Origin of the sequence: Aquisalimonas sp., from assembly GCF_007120195.1 — a bacterium.
GTDB lineage: Bacteria > Pseudomonadota > Gammaproteobacteria > Nitrococcales > Aquisalimonadaceae > Aquisalimonas.
Genome location: NZ_SKOG01000022.1, coordinates 26,733 through 46,659 on the forward strand (window position 1 = coordinate 26,733; position 19,927 = coordinate 46,659).

The 19,927-nt window shown below is 66.0% G+C and carries 16 protein-coding genes; 5 read left to right on the forward strand and 11 right to left on the reverse strand.

All coding sequences use genetic code 11. From position 1 onward, the window contains the following. Window positions 1-35: 35 nt before the first annotated feature. Together spoT and rpoZ are read right to left on the reverse strand one after the other, a co-directional pair. Window positions 36-2,195, reverse strand: a complete 2,160-nt coding sequence (gene spoT / locus QZT63_RS02485) for a bifunctional GTP diphosphokinase/guanosine-3',5'-bis pyrophosphate 3'-pyrophosphohydrolase (protein ID WP_290648327.1) — start codon at window positions 2,193-2,195, stop codon at window positions 36-38. 26 nt (window positions 2,196-2,221) lie between these two features. After that, window positions 2,222-2,488, reverse strand: a complete 267-nt coding sequence (gene rpoZ / locus QZT63_RS02490; RefSeq protein WP_290648295.1) for a DNA-directed RNA polymerase subunit omega — start codon at window positions 2,486-2,488, stop codon at window positions 2,222-2,224. A 251-nt stretch (window positions 2,489-2,739) separates the two neighbouring features. On the opposite strand from rpoZ, the gene QZT63_RS02495 reads away from it, so the two are divergent. The 5 genes from QZT63_RS02495 (at window position 2,740) to QZT63_RS02515 (ending at window position 6,117) form a co-directional block, all read left to right on the forward strand. Then, window positions 2,740-3,150, forward strand: coding sequence for a Tat pathway signal sequence domain protein (locus QZT63_RS02495; protein ID WP_290648296.1), 411 nt, complete (start codon window positions 2,740-2,742; stop codon window positions 3,148-3,150). 67 nt (window positions 3,151-3,217) lie between these two features. Beyond that, complete coding sequence (locus tag QZT63_RS02500) at window positions 3,218-3,940, forward strand: MotA/TolQ/ExbB proton channel family protein (protein WP_290648297.1); 723 nt, start codon at window positions 3,218-3,220, stop codon at window positions 3,938-3,940. Further along, a complete protein-coding gene (locus tag QZT63_RS02505) occupies window positions 3,897-4,337 on the forward strand; it encodes a biopolymer transporter ExbD (RefSeq protein WP_290648298.1) in 441 nt (146 codons plus the stop codon). Before QZT63_RS02500 ends, QZT63_RS02505 begins: the two co-directional genes overlap by 44 nt. Beyond that, window positions 4,334-4,753, forward strand: a complete 420-nt coding sequence (locus QZT63_RS02510) for a biopolymer transporter ExbD (protein WP_290648299.1) — start codon at window positions 4,334-4,336, stop codon at window positions 4,751-4,753. The genes QZT63_RS02505 and QZT63_RS02510 overlap by 4 nt, the downstream gene beginning before the upstream one ends. Further along, entirely contained in the window at window positions 4,750-6,117 is a 1,368-nt protein-coding gene (locus QZT63_RS02515; RefSeq protein WP_290648300.1) for an energy transducer TonB, read from the forward strand. The genes QZT63_RS02510 and QZT63_RS02515 overlap by 4 nt, the downstream gene beginning before the upstream one ends. Before the next feature lie 15 nt (window positions 6,118-6,132). On the opposite strand, the gene QZT63_RS02520 is transcribed toward QZT63_RS02515, so the two are convergent. The 9 genes from QZT63_RS02520 to QZT63_RS02560 form a co-directional block, all read right to left on the reverse strand. Next, window positions 6,133-7,932, reverse strand: a complete 1,800-nt coding sequence (locus QZT63_RS02520; protein WP_290648301.1) for a caspase family protein — start codon at window positions 7,930-7,932, stop codon at window positions 6,133-6,135. Window positions 7,933-8,169: 237 nt separating this feature from the next. Further along, a complete protein-coding gene (locus tag QZT63_RS02525) occupies window positions 8,170-9,747 on the reverse strand; it encodes a serine/threonine-protein kinase (protein ID WP_290648302.1) in 1,578 nt (525 codons plus the stop codon). Between the two features lie 80 nt (window positions 9,748-9,827). Continuing rightward, window positions 9,828-11,312, reverse strand: a complete 1,485-nt coding sequence (tagF, locus tag QZT63_RS02530) for a type VI secretion system-associated protein TagF (protein WP_290648303.1) — start codon at window positions 11,310-11,312, stop codon at window positions 9,828-9,830. A 4-nt stretch (window positions 11,313-11,316) separates the two neighbouring features. Continuing rightward, entirely contained in the window at window positions 11,317-14,805 is a 3,489-nt protein-coding gene (gene tssM, locus QZT63_RS02535) for a type VI secretion system membrane subunit TssM (RefSeq protein WP_290648304.1), read from the reverse strand. Beyond that, window positions 14,802-16,136, reverse strand: coding sequence for a type IVB secretion system protein IcmH/DotU (gene icmH, locus QZT63_RS02540; protein ID WP_290648305.1), 1,335 nt, complete (start codon window positions 16,134-16,136; stop codon window positions 14,802-14,804). The genes tssM and icmH overlap by 4 nt, the downstream gene beginning before the upstream one ends. Beyond that, complete coding sequence (tssK, locus tag QZT63_RS02545) at window positions 16,133-17,479, reverse strand: type VI secretion system baseplate subunit TssK (protein ID WP_290648306.1); 1,347 nt, start codon at window positions 17,477-17,479, stop codon at window positions 16,133-16,135. Before tssK ends, icmH begins: the two co-directional genes overlap by 4 nt. A 117-nt stretch (window positions 17,480-17,596) precedes the next feature. Continuing rightward, complete coding sequence (gene tssJ, locus QZT63_RS02550; protein WP_290648307.1) at window positions 17,597-18,154, reverse strand: type VI secretion system lipoprotein TssJ; 558 nt, start codon at window positions 18,152-18,154, stop codon at window positions 17,597-17,599. A gap of 42 nt (window positions 18,155-18,196) precedes the next feature. Then, window positions 18,197-19,501, reverse strand: a complete 1,305-nt coding sequence (tagH, locus tag QZT63_RS02555) for a type VI secretion system-associated FHA domain protein TagH (RefSeq protein ID WP_290648308.1) — start codon at window positions 19,499-19,501, stop codon at window positions 18,197-18,199. A gap of 115 nt (window positions 19,502-19,616) precedes the next feature. Further along, window positions 19,617-19,895: a hypothetical protein gene (locus tag QZT63_RS02560; RefSeq protein WP_290648309.1), complete on the reverse strand. Its 279-nt coding sequence runs from the start codon at window positions 19,893-19,895 to the stop codon at window positions 19,617-19,619. Window positions 19,896-19,927 lie beyond the last annotated feature (32 nt).

Here is a 19,927-nt window from a genome sequence, read left to right on the forward strand (position 1 = left end):
TTGCAGTGAGATTCAGTCGCCGAGACGAATGGCGCTCAGCCCCGCATGCGGCTGATGCGCAGCACACTGCTGACCACACGCAGCCGGCGCATCACGCGGGCGAGATGGCGCCGCCCTTTCACGGCGATACTGAAGTTGATGGTGGCGATCATACCATCGCGTTCGTCCACTGCGACGTTAAGGATGTTGCCTTCGCTCTCGGAGATGGTCGATGCGACCTCCGCGAGGACGCCGCGCTCATTCACCACGTCCACGCGCACCGGCACCGGGAATTCGCGATTGATCGCGGGCTCCCACTGGACGTCCAGCCATTTCTCCGGGTGCTTGCGGTACTCCTGCAGGTTCTTGCAGTCCTGCAGGTGAATCACCATGCCACGGCCGGAGCTCGCGAAACCGATGATCGGGTCCCCGGGGATCGGATTACAGCAACGGGCGAAGGTGACCACGGCGCCTTCGGTACCACGGATGGTCAACCGCTGGCGAGTCTCGCTTTCGGATTCCAGCAACTCTTTCGACAAGCCGGCGAGATGTCGCGCCGCAAGCCAGGGCATGCGCCGCCCCAAACCGATGTTCTCCAGAAGGCCTTCCATCGTCTCAAAGCCCTGAGCCTCAAGGCCCTCCTCCACCTGCTCGGCGGGAAGTTCGTCCAGGTCCAATGCCAGGCTCTCCAAGGCCTGCTCCAGCAACCGCCGGCCCAGGCTGGTGGCTTCCTCGTGGCGCAGGTTCTTCAGCGAGTGCCGAATCGCCGAGCGCGCCTTGGCAGTGACGACGAAATCCAGCCAAGCCGGATTCGGCCGCGCCCCGGGGGCGGTGATGACGTCGACGGTCTGGCCGGTCTCCAGCTGCGTGCGCAGTGGCACGAGACGCTTATCCACCTTGGCGGCAAGGCAAGTGTCACCGATATCGGAATGCACGGCGTAGGCGAAATCCACCAGCGTCGCCCCACGCGGCATTTCGAGGATATCGCCGCTGGGGGTGAAGACGTAGACCTCGTCGGGGAAGAGATCGATCTTGACGTTCTCGATGAACTCGATCGGGTTACCGGCGTTTTTCTGCATCTCCAGCAGATCCTTGACCCATTCCCTGGCGCGGCTCTGCGCCGTGTTCTGGGCCGCTTCGCCGACTTTGTACATCCAGTGCGCCGCCACACCCATCTCGGCCACCCGATGCATCTCGGTGGTGCGGATCTGAACCTCGATCTGGATGCCCTGTGGGCCCCAGAGCATGGTGTGCAAGGACTGGTAGCCATTACTCTTGGGAATGGCGATGTAGTCCTTGAAGTGGCCTGGAACAGGTTTATAGAGCCCGTGCATGGCACCGAGCACCCGGTAGCAGGCATCCACGGTGTCCACGACGATGCGAAAACCGTAGACGTCGAACACGGCGTTGAAACCCTTGCGATCCCCCACCTCGCCACGCATCTTCTGATAGATGCCAAAGAGATGCTTCTCCCGCCCGTCGATCGCCGCCTCAATACCCATTTCCCCGAGCCGCTCCTGGAGTGCGTCGTTGACCTTGCCCACCAGCGTCTTCTGATTACGCCGCGCCTTGCGGACCTGCGCCTTGATAACGCGATAGCGCATGGGGTACATGGCCGCAAAGCAAAGATCTTCCAACTCGAGGCGCACGTTGTTGATGCCGAGTCGGTTTGCGATGGGGGCGTAGATGTCGAGGGTTTCGCGGGCGATGCGGCGGCGCTTGTGAGGCGGCATGACCCAGACGGTGCGCATGTTGTGCAAGCGATCCGCCAGCTTGATGATGATCACCCGGATATCCCGGGACATGGCCATCATCATCTTGCGGAAGTTGGCGGCCTGGGCCTCGGCCTTGCTCTCAAAATGGATCTGAGTCAGTTTGGAGACGCCGTCGACAAGCTCGGCGACTTCCTTGCCGAAATCCACCTCGATCTGTTCTTTGGCGGTGGGGGTGTCTTCGATGACGTCGTGGAGAATGGCGGCGACGATGCTCTGGTAGTCCAGGCGCATCTCCGCAAGCACTTTGGCGACGGCCATCGGATGGGTGATGTAGGGTTCGCCGGAGAGGCGCCGCTGGCCGTCGTGGGCGCTCGCCCCGAACTGATAGGCACGATAAACGGTCTGGACCTGTTCTGGTTCCAGATACGTCTCTAACAGCGAGCAGAGCTCGCCAATTCTGTGACCCGGATGGGGTTCTCCCTGTTTACCTGCCGCCAGCAGCGGGTCCGCACGGGCCACGAGTCACCTCAGGTTCGATCCGGAGTTTCAGGCAACGGCCGGGTTTTCTCGGCCGCCACCTGGTACTCCGCTTCAGGGTTGTCTTCAAGAATCCAGGCCCCCACATGCCCTGCTGCGATCTCGCGCAGGGCGAGCACGGTGGGCTTGTCGTTCTCAAGGGGCACCCGCGGCTCCAACCCGTGAGCGAGCTGGCGCGACCGTTTCGTGGCAACTAGCACCAGTTCGAAGCGGTTGTCTACATTTTCGAGGCAATCCTCGACGGTCACACGTGCCATTAAGCTGACTCCTGACTCCAAATGGATCCATTTACGCATACAGTGTACCTGAAACACCGGGCAACGTGATGCCCCGCACCATTCACGATCCGATCCTGCGTCGTCGATGCCTGCCGCCCCCGCTGATGGGGCCGGCATGAGTCGCTATACTGGTTATGTGAGTACACCATTGCGGCCCCGATGATCCCGACGGCTCAATGCCTGCCCGCGTACAAGGCGCGATCCGGGAGATCCTTTGTGGGGAGGCGATTATGCGCGCAATCCTGCTGGCGCTTGTTATCGGCGTAATTGGGACCAACGCCGATGCCGAATCCGGCGCCATGACGGTGGAGTTGAACAAGCTCGAGCCCCGGAACGGCAGCTGCCTGGCGTATCTGGTGTTGGAGAACGATGTCGGCGTGCGCTTCGAAACATTCCGGCTGGATCTGGTGATGTTCGATACCGACGGCATAATCGCCCGCCGCCTCGCCCTGGAGGCCGGCCCTCTGGAGGAGGGCAAGACCGCGGTGAAGATGTTCGATATCACCGACCTCCCTTGCCAGGATCTTGGGCGCGTTCTGCTGAACGAGGTCATTGACTGCGAGGCCGGGGACGGCACCGCCCCTGACTGCACGGCGTACACCCATGTCACGGCGCGGACTGAGGTGCCTTTCATCAAATGAGTCGGTTTCCGGTCGATCGTCAAAACTGCCGTTCAGCGCGCGCCTGTAATTGCGAGGGATGGGTTCCATGGAGATGACGACCGCGGTGCGCGGCATATCCGATAGTGCGCTTGCAACCCTGAGCCGACTTGTTGAGGCGGGCGGCCCTGTGGTGATTATCCTGTTGGGCATGTCGGTGCTGGCGGCGACCATCGTTGCCATGAAGCTCTGGCAATTCCGGGCTGCCGGGATTGGCGATATCCGCACCCCCCGGCGGGCCGCGGAGCTTTATGCCACCGGGGATTCCACTGCGGCCAGAGCCCTGCTAGGCCATCCCCGGCAACCTGTACAGATCGTGCTGGACCGCGCCATGGCCGGGCGCGCTAGCAGTGATGGCGCGCTGGAATCCCTCCGGGAGACGCTCGCGCGCATCGCGGCGGATCAGCTCGAGGCGCTGCGTTCCTACCTTCGCCCCCTGGAGGTCATTGCCACTTTGGCACCGCTGCTTGGCCTGTTCGGCACCGTGCTGGGGATGATCGAGGCCTTCCGGGAGCTGGAGATGGCCGGCACCCAGGTCAGTCCCGCCGTCTTGTCCAGTGGCATCTGGCAGGCGCTGCTGACCACTGCCGTGGGTCTGGGCGTGGCAATTCCGACGGTGGCGATGCTCAGCTGGCTCGAGCGCCGCGTGGATCGCGCCGCCCACGAGATGGAAACCACGGTCAGCCGCGTCCTCACGGCGCCTCTCCCAGGCCAGAGCGACGATACCGATGAACCCGGCAACCTTGCAGAGCCACACCCTGTGGGCAACTAAGCCGACGCGGCGGCGTCGAAGACGCTCAATCATCAAGCTCGCGCCGCTCATCGACGTCGTGTTTATCCTGCTGGTGTTTTTCATGCTCGCAACCTCCTACCTGGACTGGCGGGTCATCCCGCTGCATACCCCCGCGCAGGGGGCCGTGGCAGCACCGCTCGAGGGTGCCCTGCTCGTGGAGGTGCGTCCGGATGGCTTTCGCCTCAGTGGCGAGATGGTCGCTCCCGATGAATTGATCGCGCGCATCGCGCAAGCGGTCAAGGGGGCTCCCGAGCGACGGGTACTGGTGCGTCCGGCGGATGACGTGCCGCTGCAGCAATCGGTCGCGGCCCTGGATCTGCTCGAGGCCGCGGGCGCGCGCAACGTCTCCCTCATCGCGAGCCTGGAGGTGCAATGATGAGCCTTGGACTGCGCCGCAGGGAAGGGGAAGACGGCGTCGACGTCGATGCGAGCGTGCTGCCGCTGATCAATATCGTATTTTTGTTGCTGATCTTTGTCATGCTTGCAGGCGGCATGGCGGCGATCGAGCCACTGAATGTCGAACCGCCGCGCTCCGGTAGCGACGAACGCATGGGAGAAACCGGTGTACAAATCGTGGTGGCGGCAGATGGGCGCATGGTACTGGATGGTGAACTGCTCCCCCAGGAGGCCCTGATCGAGCAACTCGGCGAGCGGATCGCCGCCTCGCCGGAGCTGACCGTCTGGCTCAAGGCGGACGCCGGAGCCGACAGTCGCCGCGTTGTCCTCTTCATGGAGCGGCTGCGGGCTGCGGGGGTTGAACACCTGCAGCTCGTCACCGTCGGGCAGTCATGAGTCCGCCGGATGCACGGCACTGGTGTGGCGCGTTCCTGGTCGCCGTCGCGCTGCATGTGGCGTTGCTGCTGGCTTTCTCCGCCACCGACCCTGCACCAACGGCGGAAAGGCGCTCCGCCAGCCCCATGACCGTTCAAGTCGGCCGTGGCGAGCGCGCGCCCGCGCAGCCGATCACGGCGCAGCATCCCCAGGAAGCAGCGGATGCCCTCGAGCCCGCTCTGGAATCAACCGATCGCGTGCCGCCTGAGCGAACGACACCCGCCGAGGCCCTCGAGCCGTTCAGCCCGGCAGCGCCGCCCGCCCCGGCGCCGCCGGAGTTGCCCGTCGCAACAGACCTGGCTCCATCCTTGGCCCACGACGCCCTGGAGGATGCGTCAGCGGATACTGCCTCCCTTTTCCCGCCCTCGGCGCCCGAGACCAGCGTCGATGCGCAGTTGCCGGAGCGCCCGGCCGCGGCTCGCCCGCCGCCTTTGGAGCTTGGCGAAGCCGTGCTCGACGCTGAGCGGGTGGCGGAGCCCCCGCCGGACCGGGAACCCGTGCTGGCCCCGGCCGATGCGCCGGACCCCGGCCCAACGGTCGCTGAATTCTTGCCGCAACCCCGGCGCGAATGGCAGGAAGCCCTCGACCCGGTCGACCCCGCGGCACCACCGGCCCCGGCGCCGCGGGAGTTGCCCCCCGCTGCAGCAGAACCGGGGCCACCCGTGGCGCGAGACACCTTGGAGGAGGCTCCAGCGGATACCGCCCTCGCCCCACCCTCGGCGCCCGAGACCACCGTCGATGCGCAGTCACCGGAGCACCCGATCGCGGCTGTTCCGCAGCCTCCCGAGCCTGGCGCAGCCTTGAGCCCCTTCGGGCGGGCGCCGGAACCCACGCCGGATCCCGATCCCGCGACGGCCCCTGCCCAGGCACCGGACCGGCGCCCGGCAATACCCGAATCCTTGCCGCCACCCCAACGCGAGTGGGAATGGGAACCGGAATTCGCCAGAACCGCGCCACCCCTGCAAACACCGGGCGACGTCCGCGTGCCGGAGATCACGGCCCGTGAGGTGCCCCATCCCGATGAGGCGGCCGCCGAGCGCGTGGATGCGTACCTGGCCAGCCTGCGTGCGCATCTCGACGAACACAAGGAGTACCCTCGCGAAATGCGCCGAGACGGCGAGGAAGGCACCGCTCTCCTGTGGATCGTCATCAACCAGTCGGGCCATGTGATTGACTACAGGATCGAGCAAAGCTCGGGCCACATCAGGCTCGACCAGGAGGTCCAGAACATGGTTCACCGCGCCGACCCGTTTCCAGCGATCCCGGAGGACATGGCCCGGGATCGCCTGACCATACGCGTGCCCGTGCGGTTCACCCTGCGCTGAGCTGCACCACGGAGCTCACAATGCCTCGGCGGTAACCGCTGCGTTGCCGACGGGGACGAGGTAGAAGTCCCCGCCTTCATGGCCTGCGTCCCGAATGGGTCGCATCTCGGGGGTCTGCTCCACGCCCTCGCCCTGCGAGCGGCGGCGAACATTAACGGCGACGCGCGCGAACAGCATGTTCTCCCGCACCACCTGGTCATTGTCTTCCAATACATCGATCAATGACCGCGCGAACAGCGAGTGTTGCGGATCGAGCGCGTCGAGCACCGGCTTGTCGCCGCCGGAGGAGATGACAACCCGTGAGCGCCGTTCCAGGCCGCTGCGGATCGCCTCTTCGGACAAGGCGCGCTCACCGCTGCCGAGCAGCATGGGGCTGGAGTCGGCAGTCAGCGACCCCGCGAATAGGGAATCGGCGATCACGAGGATCGAGCGCGCGCGAATGCGGTCCAAATGGTCGCTGATCACGGCGTTGTTGATCCACCGCACAAGACGATCGGCCTCGGCGTCCACCGGCAGCCAATAGCCACGCTCGCGACGACCGTTATCCGGACGGGAGCGGTTGCCGTGCCCGGCGTAGTAGATCAGTAAATTGTCCTCGGGCTCGACCTGATCGTAGAGATCGTTCAGGGCATTGAGGATCTGAATCTGGTCGGCGTTGGGCAGGAACACCACGTTGAACCCGTAACGGTCCTCGAGCACGCGCTTGAGGCGCTCGCCATCGGTGACCGGCGAGGTTAGATCGTCCAGGTAGCGGTACTCCTGATTGCCGATGATCAATGCGTAGTAACGCCCGAATTCCACCCCGTCGAGCTCCGCCGGCGCACGCGGCTCGAAGGTCAGCCCCTCGCGCTCCCTCTCTTGGGGCTCGGGGAGCTCCGCCAACTGATTCTCCAGATCTTCGCGCTGCATGCTGACATTCTGGAACAGCCCTTCCAGCGACTCGAGCCGATCCCGCGCCGCGGCGAGCTCCCCTTCCAGTTCCGACGGGGAGGCGAGGGCGATCTCCCCGATCTCAACCTCGCCCTCCGGATGCTCCTCGGCCGCGGCCCTGGCCTCCTCCTCGGCTCGTTTGGCCTCCGCGAGACGCTCCTCCAGCTCCTCGCGCTCGGAACGCAGGCGTTCGAGCTGTTCCTCCAGCGCCTCAACCTGGCTTGTCGCCTGGTGGAGTTGCGCCGTGAGTTCCTCGCGCACCTGGGCCACTTGGGCATCGAGCTCGGAGCGGTAGACGATGTCGTCCTCATCGACGCCGGAGGCTTTGCGGTACCAGTTCAGGGCGGTCGCGGAGTCCTGGTCGACTCCCAACCCCTGCTCATAGAGGAAACCGAGATTAATCTGCGCCCGCGCATAGTCTTGCTCAGCCGCGCGCCGATACCACGAGGCGGCCGAGGCGTAATCCGGCTCCTGTCCCAGGCCCTTCTCGAAGATCTCACCGACGTAGTTCTGCGCCTCGGCATCTCCGTCCTCTGCCCGTTCCAGCCAGACATTGAGGGCGGAGCGGTAATCAGCGCGATCGTAAGCCACGTACTCACCGCCACGAATTCGGCAATCCTGGGCGGTTGTTCGGGTCGGCCGACGCGGCGTCAAGTAGGTCGTCCCGCCAAGCCGTCGTACCTGCCCCGGCAACAGGCAGTCAACAATGTAGAGGTCGTCAACCTCGGCATAGCCCTCGGCAGCGGCCATCGCTTCCGGGTCGTCCTCATCCAAAGCGGTGGCACAGCCGGCCAACAGCGCCACAGCGGCCACCAGCACGGCAAGCCGCACACCGCCGTGACGCCACGGCGGCAGCAAACGAAGTGGACGGTTGGCACAGAACATCAACGCGACTCTTGCTGACAATGCCTGTTGATTTCCTCGTCACCTTCGCGCGGGACATTCGCGTGGTGGAATGGGCCCGCAGGTGCCCGCACGGAAACTTTACGCGGCCGGCAGGCCACCGTGCTTGCCCTTAGTATAGCCCTTGATGCCGGTTGCTCCAGCGATGATGGCCGACCGCAGGCCGGCGGCCCGGACCAGGGCTGCCGGGTGGGCTGGCGCGCCGGCGACGGCCTCGCGCTATTGGGCTTCGTCGAGGCGCGCATCGATTCGCTCCAATGCGTCGTCGATGCGATCATCCCGAGTTCCCAGATCCGAGCGACGCAGGGACTCCAGGCTGATCCGGACAAGCTCCAGGGAAAAGGCGTCGATATCATCCCGTTCGGATTCGCGAATGTAGTGGTCCACAATCTCATCGGTGCGGCGGTCCACGATCACCCGCAACCGTTCCCTGTCCCGAGAGCTGACCTGATCCATGTCCTCGCCCTTCTGCCAGGCCAGAACGTAATAGCGGTGCGCCTGGGGCATGTCGCCAGCATCATGATGGCGCTGCCCCTCCATGATCAGCCCCCGGGGCTCTTCCAGCGTCGGCGGCAGATCGTCGAGAGTGACCAGAAAGTCAGCATCGCGAATCACCATCCACCAGGATCCTGCGGCGACCACCACCAGCGCGGCGACGGTCAGGATCACCAAACGCCCGACACGCGCCGGCGGCTTGATCATCTCGAGGAACGCACCGGCATCCGGGAGGCGATCCTCCCGCCTGAAGGCAAGCCCCTGGCTCACGGCACGCGCGACACGCTTGGGCACGTTGCGCAGCACCGGCGCCTGCAGCCGGCGCGCCGCCGCCTCGTGGGCCGGCAGTTTGCGCCCGGATTGATCCAGAAACGGATGGTGCCCGGTGAGCAGCTCATAGGCGACGCACGCGAGGCCGTAGACGTCGTCCGCAGGCTGCGGCGCCTCGCCGACCAACATTTCGGCACTGGCGTAGGCCGGCGTGATGGCACCCAGGGTCGCCGGGTCGAAACGGGTCGGGTCCGTGCCGGCCGCCTGTCCGACACGGGCTGCCCGGGCAATTCCGAAGTCGAGAATCTTGGCATTGCCCTCACGGGTCAGAAACACATTGCCGGGCTTGAAATCGGAATGAACGATGCCTTTCTCGTGGGCGTAGGCCAGCCCCCGGGCCATGCTGTGAATGGTCTGCAGCGCCTGCGCCCGGGGAAGCCCGCCGGTGCCGCCGCGGCGACGGATGACCACGTCGAGGGAGTCCCCCTCGAGGTACTCCATGGTCTTGAAGACGTGGGGACCGTCGCGATCGAAATCGAAGACCGTGACGATGTCCGGATGGGCCAGGCTCTGGGCCTTCTTGGCCTCACGCTGCAGCGCCACCAGGGCATCCGGGTGCCGTTTGAAATCCTCGTTCAGCAGTTTTAGGGCCACGTAGGGCTGGCTGTCCGCGGCCTCCTCCTTGCGCAAGTCCCGGGCCTTGTACACGGTGCCCATGCCGCCCTGGCCGAGCAACTCCTCAAGCACAAAGCGCTGCTTGACAACCGCACCAGGGCCAATCGGGCCCGACGAGGGTGCCTCCCAGCGTTCGGGATCGGCCCAATTGGCGAGGCTACTGCCGGAGTGTTCTGCGTCTTCCGCCTGCAGGCCCCCGCGCGCCGCCGACCCGGGGGTGCGAGTCCGGTCATCATCCGCTGCGGCGTTCGACCGGTCATCGGGGTCACGGTCCCGTCGTGCCCCGTCACCCGGTGTCCGCTCATCCCCGCCGGACGACGTGGTGCCGCTCCGCTTGTCACGCTCCTTTCCACCCATGCCGAGCCTCCAAGTGAATGCGAAGTGCCGGCGGCAGTAGCACGTCGCGGGATACCGCCGGCCGCCCGGACCAGGCCGTCTCAGTCGACAAACACCACCACTGCCGTCGCGTTGTCAGCCGCCGCGCCCCGTAGCACCTGCGCAAGCAGCGCGTCCACGCAGGCCTGGGGCGAATCACCGCTCATGGCCTGACGCATGGCCGACTCCTCGAGGCAACCGTGGACACCATCGGAGCACAGGAGAAACCGATCCCCGGGTTGGAGATCTGAAAACCGGCTCTCCAGCGCCAGATCCCCCGCAGCACCGACAGCCCGGGTAATCACGTTCGCCTGCGGGTGGCTGGCGGCGGCACGCTCATCCAGCGCGCCACTATCCAGCAGCTCCTCGACCATGCTGTGGTCACGTGTGCAGCGCTCCAGCGCGCCGCCGCGCAGCCGGTAGAGGCGACTGTCGCCCGCCCACAGCCAGCAGCACTCATGGGCCCCGGCCAGCAGCGCCACCACCGTGCTGGCACTGTCCACCGCCCCCTCCCGGCGCCGGGCAGCTGCACTCAGACGACCGTTCACGATCTGCAGCACCTCCCTGGCGGCATTCAGCCGCTCCTGCAGATCGCCACCAACGGGAATCCCTTGCAATCCGTCCACAACGTTGCGGCTGGCCACATCGCCGGCCGCGCTGCCACCAACGCCATCCGCCACGGCCCACAGCCCCTGGTCCGGCCGATCCAGCCAGGCATCCTCGTTGATCTCCCGAACCTTGCCCGCGTCGCTCACGGCCGCGGAGCGGAACCGCAACGGTTTCGGCGTCTGCGCATTGACCGCAACCGCTTGCGAGGTGTCCCAGTGGAGCGAACGCGAATCCCAGCCATGCTGCGCCCATTCACCATCGATCATGGCCGGAAAGCGCTCTGGCGGGGGCAGGTGCGGATGCACGAACAGGCAGGGGGCAATCCGGTCGGACCCCTCGGTCCACCACAGGCTGAACCCCTGGTCACCGGTTTGCATCACCTGTTGGACCAGCAGCACGGCCGGCCCCAGGTCCTCCAGCCCCTGCAGGCAAAACCGGGTCGCACCGCGTGGTACTGTCACCACTGCGGCGCTGTCGCCGGCGACCCGCGGGAGCAGCTGCTCACCCAGTGCCAGCACGGCCTCGTCGAAGACCTGCAGATCGAATGCCTCGTGCGTCTCGAGCACGCTCAGGGCGAGCTCTTCGAGGGATGTGAACCACTGGTGCTCCTCGACGGCAAGTGCCGGCAGGCAGCTCCCAGCCGGCAAAGAACGCACCAGCGTCAGCGGATAGTAGCGACCCACGGCATCGACGCTGGGCATCAACACCCCGGTACTGGGCGCAGCGCCACACACCCGCGCCGACAGGGCGAAACGCCAGATGGGACTGGTCAGGTACGCGTCCAGCCAGGCGTCCCCCAGGGCCCGGCGGGTGTGATGCAGACACTGACCCAGCCAGGCATCCCAGACACCCAGAAATTCCCCCGTCACCCGCCGGCGTACGAAATCGCCATGACTGGGCAACTTGCCATGAAACCCCATGCGGTGCGGCTCCGGCATCCGATCACATCCCCCCCGGACAACGGAAACGCCGCCATTCCGCGTTTCGCAGTGGATTACGCGCGGAGTCGAACTCCACATGAACCCGGGCCGAGTACCCGGCCACGGAGTAACTGGCGAGGAAGGTGGTCTCGGACTGCGGCGCAGGATCCGCCGCTTCCAGGGCACGCAGCCAGGACCAGGGCCCGGGGAAGCTTTGATTGGGACGTTGTCCGCCACGGTCCTCGAACGCGACCTCCGTGCTTCTGCCCCTTTCTGCAGGCCACGAGAAACGCTCGGGAACCGGCGGCCCATGGCGATAGACCAGAGACTGATCGCCCAGGGTGATCCGGAACTCCCGCGCCCGCGCATCCAGATACTGCGGCGTGAGCTCAAATGCCGTGCGCGGGCCCTCCCCCGCGCGGGAGAAGAACAGCTCGCGAATCAGTTGCGCCCGCTGGAACTCATCCAGTACCGATTGCGGGATACCCATCTCGGCGACTTCACCGCCACGCCAGCGCCAGCGCGACTCCGCGGTTTCCACAAGCTCGGCCAGATGCTCACGGAAGAAGGCGTCCATGACCCCCTCAGGGCCAAACAGGCGCTCAAAATCGCGCAAGGGGATCTCCCGGTCGCTGTCCTTATCGAACGGATACCGCTCGGCGGTGACGGCTTCGCACACCGGCAGCACATCACTGCGGTAGCGGCGATTCAATTCGCTGCGCAGGCTGCGCAGGGCCACCTCTTCGCCGGAGCCGGCCAGCGTCTCCAGCCAGTCACGAAACGGCTCCGGATGGCGCGCGGCCTCACCGCGCAGGCGCCGCAGCACGTCGCCGCCCTCCCGGCTCAGGAGCGTCATTGCATCCTCGTCGCCTAGACCCCTCCCGAGGGCGCTGAGCTCGCCGTAGAGCTGGTCCAGCAGCGCGATCAGGTCCTCCAGCGGCGGGTCGGCCCCGTCGGCACCGGTAACAAAATGGCGAAACTCACGAAAATGCGCGTGGACCCGCTCCCCGGGTCGCGGCCCCGGGTCGTCGATCTGCACATCCTCAAAGAACCCCGTGAGTGCCTGTAGGCGACTGTCCCGGGTCTCGTCCTCTTCTTCCGGTTCCGGGAATCGGGTCTGCTCACTCACCGTGCGCATGAGCCGACGCAACGGGGAGGTTGGACCCGTGACCGCGGCGAGCAGCTCGGTGGCCTGATCCACCTCCAGGAGCGGGGTCATCTCCAGATCGCCCAGCAGCTCCTGCCAGAAATCGACATACGCGCGCTCGTAATGGCGCACGAACTCGGCAGCCAGCTCCAGGCGGGCCGTGTGCCCATCGGGCAGCACCTCCTCACCAAAGACCCAGCGTTCCTCCTGGAAGCGCTCCACCAGTTCGCCGACGACATCCCCGGTGATGGTCTCGAATCCCTCACGGGTGTAGAGCGCGGGCACCGGCTCAGACATGGGAGTACCACTACGACGCTGAAACACCCGTTCGCCCCCCAGGCCTGCCTGTAAGTCCAATCGCAGGGCAGCTGGGTGATCCCGGTCGTACACTCGCTCCAGGCGGCTGAGCATCAGCGCGGGGATCGACACCTCCTCCAGCGTCGCCCGCGCCTGGGCCACCAGATCCGCGTCCGGATCCAGCCCCGGGAGGGAATCGGCGCCACCGCTGTACGCTCGGAAATGCTGGCCCAGCGCCCGGGCCAGGGCTTGCTGGTCGGAGAACTCCCGCGTCAGCGTGCCACCGACGATGGCGTCGAGCTCATCGCGGTCCAGTCGCTCAGGCCTGGCCAGCATCAGATAGCCCTTCAAGTAGACATAGATGTCACTGGGCGGAGTATCGGGGGAACGCAGCCGCTGCTCGAGCAGCAGCACCACACGGGGCACCAGCAGCTCGCGCATGCCCTGGAGATAGGCCTCATTGGCAGACTCGCCGATGGCGTCCCCGCGGTACAAGCCGAGCCCCATCAGAAAGGGTGTGTCGTCACGGTAGCGGTTCGCCTCCTCGGCCACCTCGGCGAGCGCATCCAGGCGCGGCAGGACGTCCAGCAGCCCCGCATCGGCGGGGACGGAGCGCGTGGCCGTCTCGGCCTGCGCCTCCAGCGCCGAAGAGACATCCGCGAGATAGGCGCGGTTGGATTGATAACTGATGGACCAGCCCGCAATCAGCAGCCCCAGCGTCGCCAGCAACACTGCATAGGCCGCGCTCTGGGCCACGGCCCTGCCCACCGCGGCGCGCCAATTCACCCCCGCCAGGCCGGACTCGGCGAAAACCACATCCCGCAGCAGCCGGTGTATGAAATAGCTGCGGCCCTGCCCGCCCCCGGCGTGTGGGACGCCGCTGGCCGCCGGCAGGGACAGCCCGTAGGCGCGGTTCAGGCTTTCCATCATGCGATCGATCGGTGTGCCTTCCTGCGTGCCGCTGGTAAAGTACACCCCGCGCAGCATCACCGGTCGATCGTAACCGGTGCCATGGAAGGCCTCGCGGATGAAATCAAGCAGGTTGCGGCCTAGACCCCCCATTTGCCGTGGGAAACCGAACAGGCGTGCGCGCCGCTGCGGCTCGCGTTCGCGATCCAGGCGTGCGAACAGCCGGGCGTCCAGCCGTTCCAGCAGCGCCGAATACTCGCCCGCGAACCACTCGGCCGGATCCACGCCGACCACCGGCTCGGGGCGGGTCATCCCCCAGACTTGAGCCCGGCCGTCATGGCCCAGGTCGTCGAAGAACTCGACAAAACCGGCGATCAGATCGCACTTGGTCACCAGGAAATAGATGGGCGCCTGCACCCGCAAATGCCGCTGCAGCTCATCTATACGGCGGCGGACCGTGGCGACGTGATGGTCCCGGGCGCCGGGCGACTGGGTGAGTAGATCCGTGGCGCTGAGCGTCACCAGCACACCATTGATGGGGCGCCGCTTGCGGTACCGGCAAAGAAGGTCCAGAAAACTCCGCCATTCGTCGGCATCCGAGTCGGCGTCGGAGTCCTGGGTGAAGTACCGGCCCGCCGTGTCGAGCAGCACCGCATCGTCGGTGAACCACCAGTCGCAGTTGCGGGTACCGCCCACACCGCGCACGGCATCACGCCCGAACTTCTGGTCCAGGGGAAAGTTGAGACCGGAATGAATCAGCGCCGTGGTCTTGCCCGAACCGGGAGGGCCCACAATCACGTACCAGGGCAGCTCATAGAGATTGCGGCTACCCTTGGACCGACGCAGGAAGGTGATGGCCTCCTCGAAGCGCCGCGCGAGCTCCGCGTCGCGCCCATTGCCCGGCTGGTCGCTGGCAACAATGGCCGCCCCCAGGCGCTGACTGGCACGCCGGGCACGCTGCCATCGCAGCAGCGCGAGCGCCGCCCAGACCACAACCACAGCAGCGATCGCCCCGCCCCTGGCCAGGGGGGTTGCCAGCGGCACGAACGGACCCACCGCCACATAGGGGCCGATGAACCAGATCAACAGCGCCAGCAGGATCACGCCGACCAGGCCCGTGACCCAGCGCTGCCGGAACATGGCCAGCACCGTCCTCACGACCCACCTCCACCGGGACGATGCACGATCTCGACCCGCCGGTTCAGCGCGCGGTTGCCCGGGTCATCTGCGGGCTCAAACCGCGGGCGATCGGCACCCAAGCCCACATAGTCCACGCGTTCCGGGTCGACAAGGATCTCCCGCAGCAGCTCGGCGGCGCTGGCCGCCCGCTTACGGGAGAGCTCGTGGTTGTCCCTGAAACGCACCGAGCGGATCGGTCGGTCATCGCTGTGCCCCTCGACCAGCACCGGCCCGCGTACCCGGTTCAGCGCCTCGGCGATCTCCTCCAGGACCGGGACGAATTCCTCCGTGACCTCGGTGCTGGCGGAGGCGAAAACCTCTCCGTGCAGAATCAGCGTTGTGCGCCCGTCGGGGCCAGTCTCGATGTGGAGTCGTTCGCGATCGCCAGCCTCGAGCACGCTGGCCAGGGTAGGCCCTTCCACCGCCCGGGGGCCGGCCGGGGACTCGAAGGTGGCCTCCTTGACCGCGTTCAGCTGGGTGGTGAGAGGGGTGGAGGCCGCGTTAAGCCAGTTGTGCAGGGTCAGGAACACACCGCCGCCAATGAGCGCCACCGCGGCCGCGAGCACCCAGGCAGGTACCGCACGCACCAAGCGTGCACGGCGGTCTTCGACCCCTCGCCAGTGCGGCGAGAGCTCATCCGGCGGCGCATCGCGCCAGGCGCGAATGCGCCCGTAGAGCCGCTCCTGCAGCTCGGCGAGGGTAGCCTGACCACCGTCGGCGACGCGATAGCGGCCTTGCAAACCCAGCGCCAGGCACACGTAGAAGAACTCGATGATGTCCCGGCGCGGCTCACGGTCGGCCAGCACCCGCTCGACCAGCTCGAACACCTTGTCGCCGCCGGCGCTGTCGCGGTGGAACGTCAACAGGAGGGGGCGGTCTGCCCAGGCACTCCTTGCACCCCAAGGGGTGTTCATCACCACCTCGTCGATGAAGGTGCACAGCGCATATCGGGCCGCCAGCACTGACTCCGAGGCGACACCGCGCTCGGCAGCAGACTGTTCGAAGGCCTGGATCTCCCGCACGGCCTGTGCCCGCAGCCCATCCACGTCCCGGTGCTCACGGGTGCCCCGCAGTCCGGTGGCGAGCACCAGCAGCGGAGTAGACGCCTGCACCAGGGGGTTGAGGGTACTGGCGCCAAAGGCATCGAGATCCGGTGCATCGCCAGTGGCTACCGCGCCCTGGCCGGACAGGTTCGGTCCTCCGGGCTGCTGCGGGCGGGCGGTCGCTGACGAGCCGCCGGAGCGCCGGCCCGGCGTTGGGCGGATGATGGTCCGGTCGCCGGACCCTGGCGGTGGTTCATTGTTGCTCATGAACCCCCTCCTCGGATCGCCCAGAGATCCAGGCGCAGGTCCGGGTATTTTCCGGCAACGTGGACAGCGAGTCCGCCGGAGCGGCTGACCTGTTCCCACAGGGCATTGGCGCGATCGAGCTCGAAGTACACGCGCGAGCTGATGTACGGAATCTGGCGTGGTGCCGTGGGCATAGGCGCAAGCCCGATGCCGGGTAGATTGTTGTTCACCAGCTCCGCAATGCGCTCCACCGGGGCCACCTTGGCCTGCGCCGGGAAGTACGCACGCAGCTCCTCGGTGGACACGCTGGCGCCGACCGAGAGCACGAACTCGGCGCTGGAAAACAGAGCCGGGTCCGGTACCCTGGCCACCCGCACGCCGTGAGCCCCGGCCTCCTCCAGTGGGATCTGAATTGCCGGGGACTCCCGCACGGTGCGGAACTCCTCGCGCAACGCCGCGAATACGGCATCAAACGGCTCCTGGAGTGCATCGTGGCGATAGGGCGCAATGTCGGGCGGTAGCCGGCTGCGACGGGTCAGAGTCGCCAGCTCGCCGGCCAGACCGATAACGAACCGGTACAGGGTTTCCGGGTGGACATGGGTTGCCTCGGCGAAATGGGCCGCGACCGGCGTGTGCCGGTTGACGATCTGCAGCATGAGGAAATCCGCAATCTCTCCGGCGCCTCCCTGGTCACTCGCCGTCACGCGAGATGCCAACATATCGGCGCGCTGCTGCAGCAGTCCCCGCAATTCGCTGAGATAGGCCTGCAGGCGTTCCGAACCGCGACACCGCAGCACCGTGGGGATAAAATCCTCGTCCAGAATCACCTGACCGTCGGCGCGCGCTTCCACCACCCGCGCCAGGGGAATGCAGGCGTACTGTTCCAGGGCCTCGCGGCCGATGGCAAGCCGTATATTGAGGCGACCGACCTCCACGAGGGCGGATGCGGAGCTGTCCAATACCCCGTCGCGCACCTCCAGATCGTCGGCACGGTAGCGGTATAGCCCCGGGGCGGATTCACTGCGCCCCACTTCCAGCGCACCATCGCGCTGCAGGGGGAGCGCCAGGTACAGCAGTTGATCGCGTACGCTGTCGTCGATGTCTAATGGCTCGGGCAAGGGGTCGTCCGCCGGCATATTGAAGGGTGTGCCATCCGGGAAGATACCCTTGGCCCGGCGCAGCCCCAGCTTGCCGATACCAAGCAGGTCACCGTCGAGTTCCACTTCCTGGAAACCCCAGGCGTAGTTCCCATACGCGGCAAGCCGCCCACCGACGTAGGCCTCCATGAACCGATCTTGCTGCTGGAAATGCTGCGGTTCGAGGAACAGCCCCTCGGTCCATAACACACGACTGCCCCGTGACATCACCACCCCCTCGGTCCCGTTAACCCGACCTCACGCCCCCGCCCGTCCTCCTTGTACCTGCGTCCCCGCTCCTTGCCCCTGAATCAAACCACACTCCAGCGCAGTGCCCGCAGGACACTAGTCAAACTCCACGGCCACCCGGGACCGATCCAGCGTGATGGTGAACGAGTTCGATCGCATGAAATCCCAGAATCCCTCGCGCGGCACTTCCGTGACGGCGCGCCATTGGCTGGCCGGATCCTGGACGTCGTAGAACTCGGCCATCACCGCAAGGAAGCGAACGTCGGGATAGATGTCGAGGGTGACCGCCAGCTCCTCGCCCTGACAGCGCAGTCCGGCGTACTCCGCGGCATTGTCTTCCATCTCCAGCGGGCAAAGCTCGAAGGCGTCACGGCTCAACAGGGCGCCGCCGAGGGCTTCCTGGTCCCGGGCAAGCAGTTCCCGCAGGGACGCATCCATGAACGCATCGCGGTCGCTCAACTGGTAGACGCGGATGCGCACAGGTGAGGGCCGCCCTTCGATATTGGGGTTCAACCCGGGCAGCACGACAATACGGCCATCGACGGCGTCCGGACGCTCCTCGGAACCGCTCGCGCAGGCCGCCAGCAACAGCGCGCAGACAACGGCCAGAAGGCCCCGGGCCAAGCCAATGCCACCCTTTGCAATCCGCGCCATCAGGAACCACCTCGTGGTCTCGCCGCGCAACCTCGGTGCGTCTCAGTCGTCGCCACGGCGGGCGGCGGCCTTGAGTTCCCGCATCTGCTGTTCGTATGCCGCAACGAAGGCGTCGCCGAAGAGCCGGTTGAAATAGTCTTCGGTGTCGCGATCAATCTCGGCAAAGAATGCCTTGTACTGATCCCAGCATTTAGGACCGGTCATACGCCCGAGCACGGACCGCTCCGCTGCCTCGCTGAAACGCCGCTCCAGTTCATCGGGCCGAAACTGCCGCAACATTTCAAAGAACGCTGTACGCATTCCCGCCAATAACGCCAACTGGTGAAAGCGCAGATCCTCGAAGCTGGACTCAAACGCCTCCGCCGGTGCCATATAGTCCGGGTTGTGCTTCACCAACAGATTGTGGAGCGCGTCTTCCGTGTTGGTAGAGAACTTCAGCGGGTTATTCTCGCGGGCCTGGATCAGCGTCACGGACATGCGGAACTGATTCTTGATCTCCATTCGCGCCCGCAACAGATCCATGACACCGTGCACGGCCACCCGCAAAATCCGCCCCAGCTCTTCGGCTTTGTCCGCTGGAACCTGATCCGGGTCCAACCCGGCGCCGGCGAGCAACTGGCGCAATGCCTGCCCGGAGACCGCCGACGTGTCGTCACCTGCCGCCTCGGCGCCAATGGTCGGGGTGACAGCTTCCCGCGCCTGCGGCTTCTCGCCCCGGCCGCCGGGGTTCGGCCGCGGTGGGGCTGCGATCGGGGCATCGCGCCACCAGTCTTCCGGCAACAGCACGCCGGCTTCACCGCTGCTGTCATCGCTTGACGGTGCTCGACCAGGCTCTTGCGGGCTCGGGCTCAATCGCGGGGGGGTGAAGTGTTCACTGAGGTACGAATAGCCCCGCTGCCGTTCCGGGGAAGACTCCCGTGGCCGCTCCACCGGCCCACCAAACAGCTCGAGAGGATCAGCGACGCTGCCCTCCTGTGCAAGACCCGAGGCGTCGGTTGTGTCAGCCGGCGGGGCACACGGCGCTTCGGCACCAAGACGCACGCGAATGCGATAGTCGCCGATCAGGAACTCGTCGCCGTCGCGCAGCGGGCGCGGTTCGGCGGGATCCATGCGGGTGATGCCATCGGCCAGGATGATCCCGTTGGCACTGGTATCCTCGAGAAAGTACTCGCCCTGCTGGTAGCGAACGCGTCCGTGACAGCGCGAGATCTCCATGTGCGGATCCGGCAGGGTCCAGTCATTGTTCTCAGCACGGCCAAGCGTCCCGCCCCGCTCCCGCCAGCAACAGCTGGCGTTTGCGCCAAGACGGGAGGCCGCCTCGTTGATCACTGTCAGCGTAAGCCGCATGCCGTCACTCCAACGCAACGGGCGCTACAGGCGGTGTGCAAGAGTCACTTCGTGGTTGGCTCCGCCAACCATCAGGACCTGTCCCACCCGCGCCCGGGCAAGCCCGGCTGGCGAATCAGTCCCGGTAGACCAACCGCAGACACCCCTCTTCGATATCGGAGTACACGTACAGCCCGTCACCCTCACCTCCAAGCTCGATAATCACCGGTGTCGGCGAGTCGAATCGGGAGGCGGCGATCGCCCGGGCAGCCACCTCATTGACTTTGTGTTCCTTCACGTAGGCGTTCCAGCGCTGCGTATCACGCTTGTCGATGCGACCTCCCCGTTGCGTCGCCTCCTTGAGCAACTTCCGAAAGCTGTAGAAGTCCACATCGACCATGCGCGCTCTAGCCATATTGCCTAGTGTCCTGTCCCGCAAATAACGTT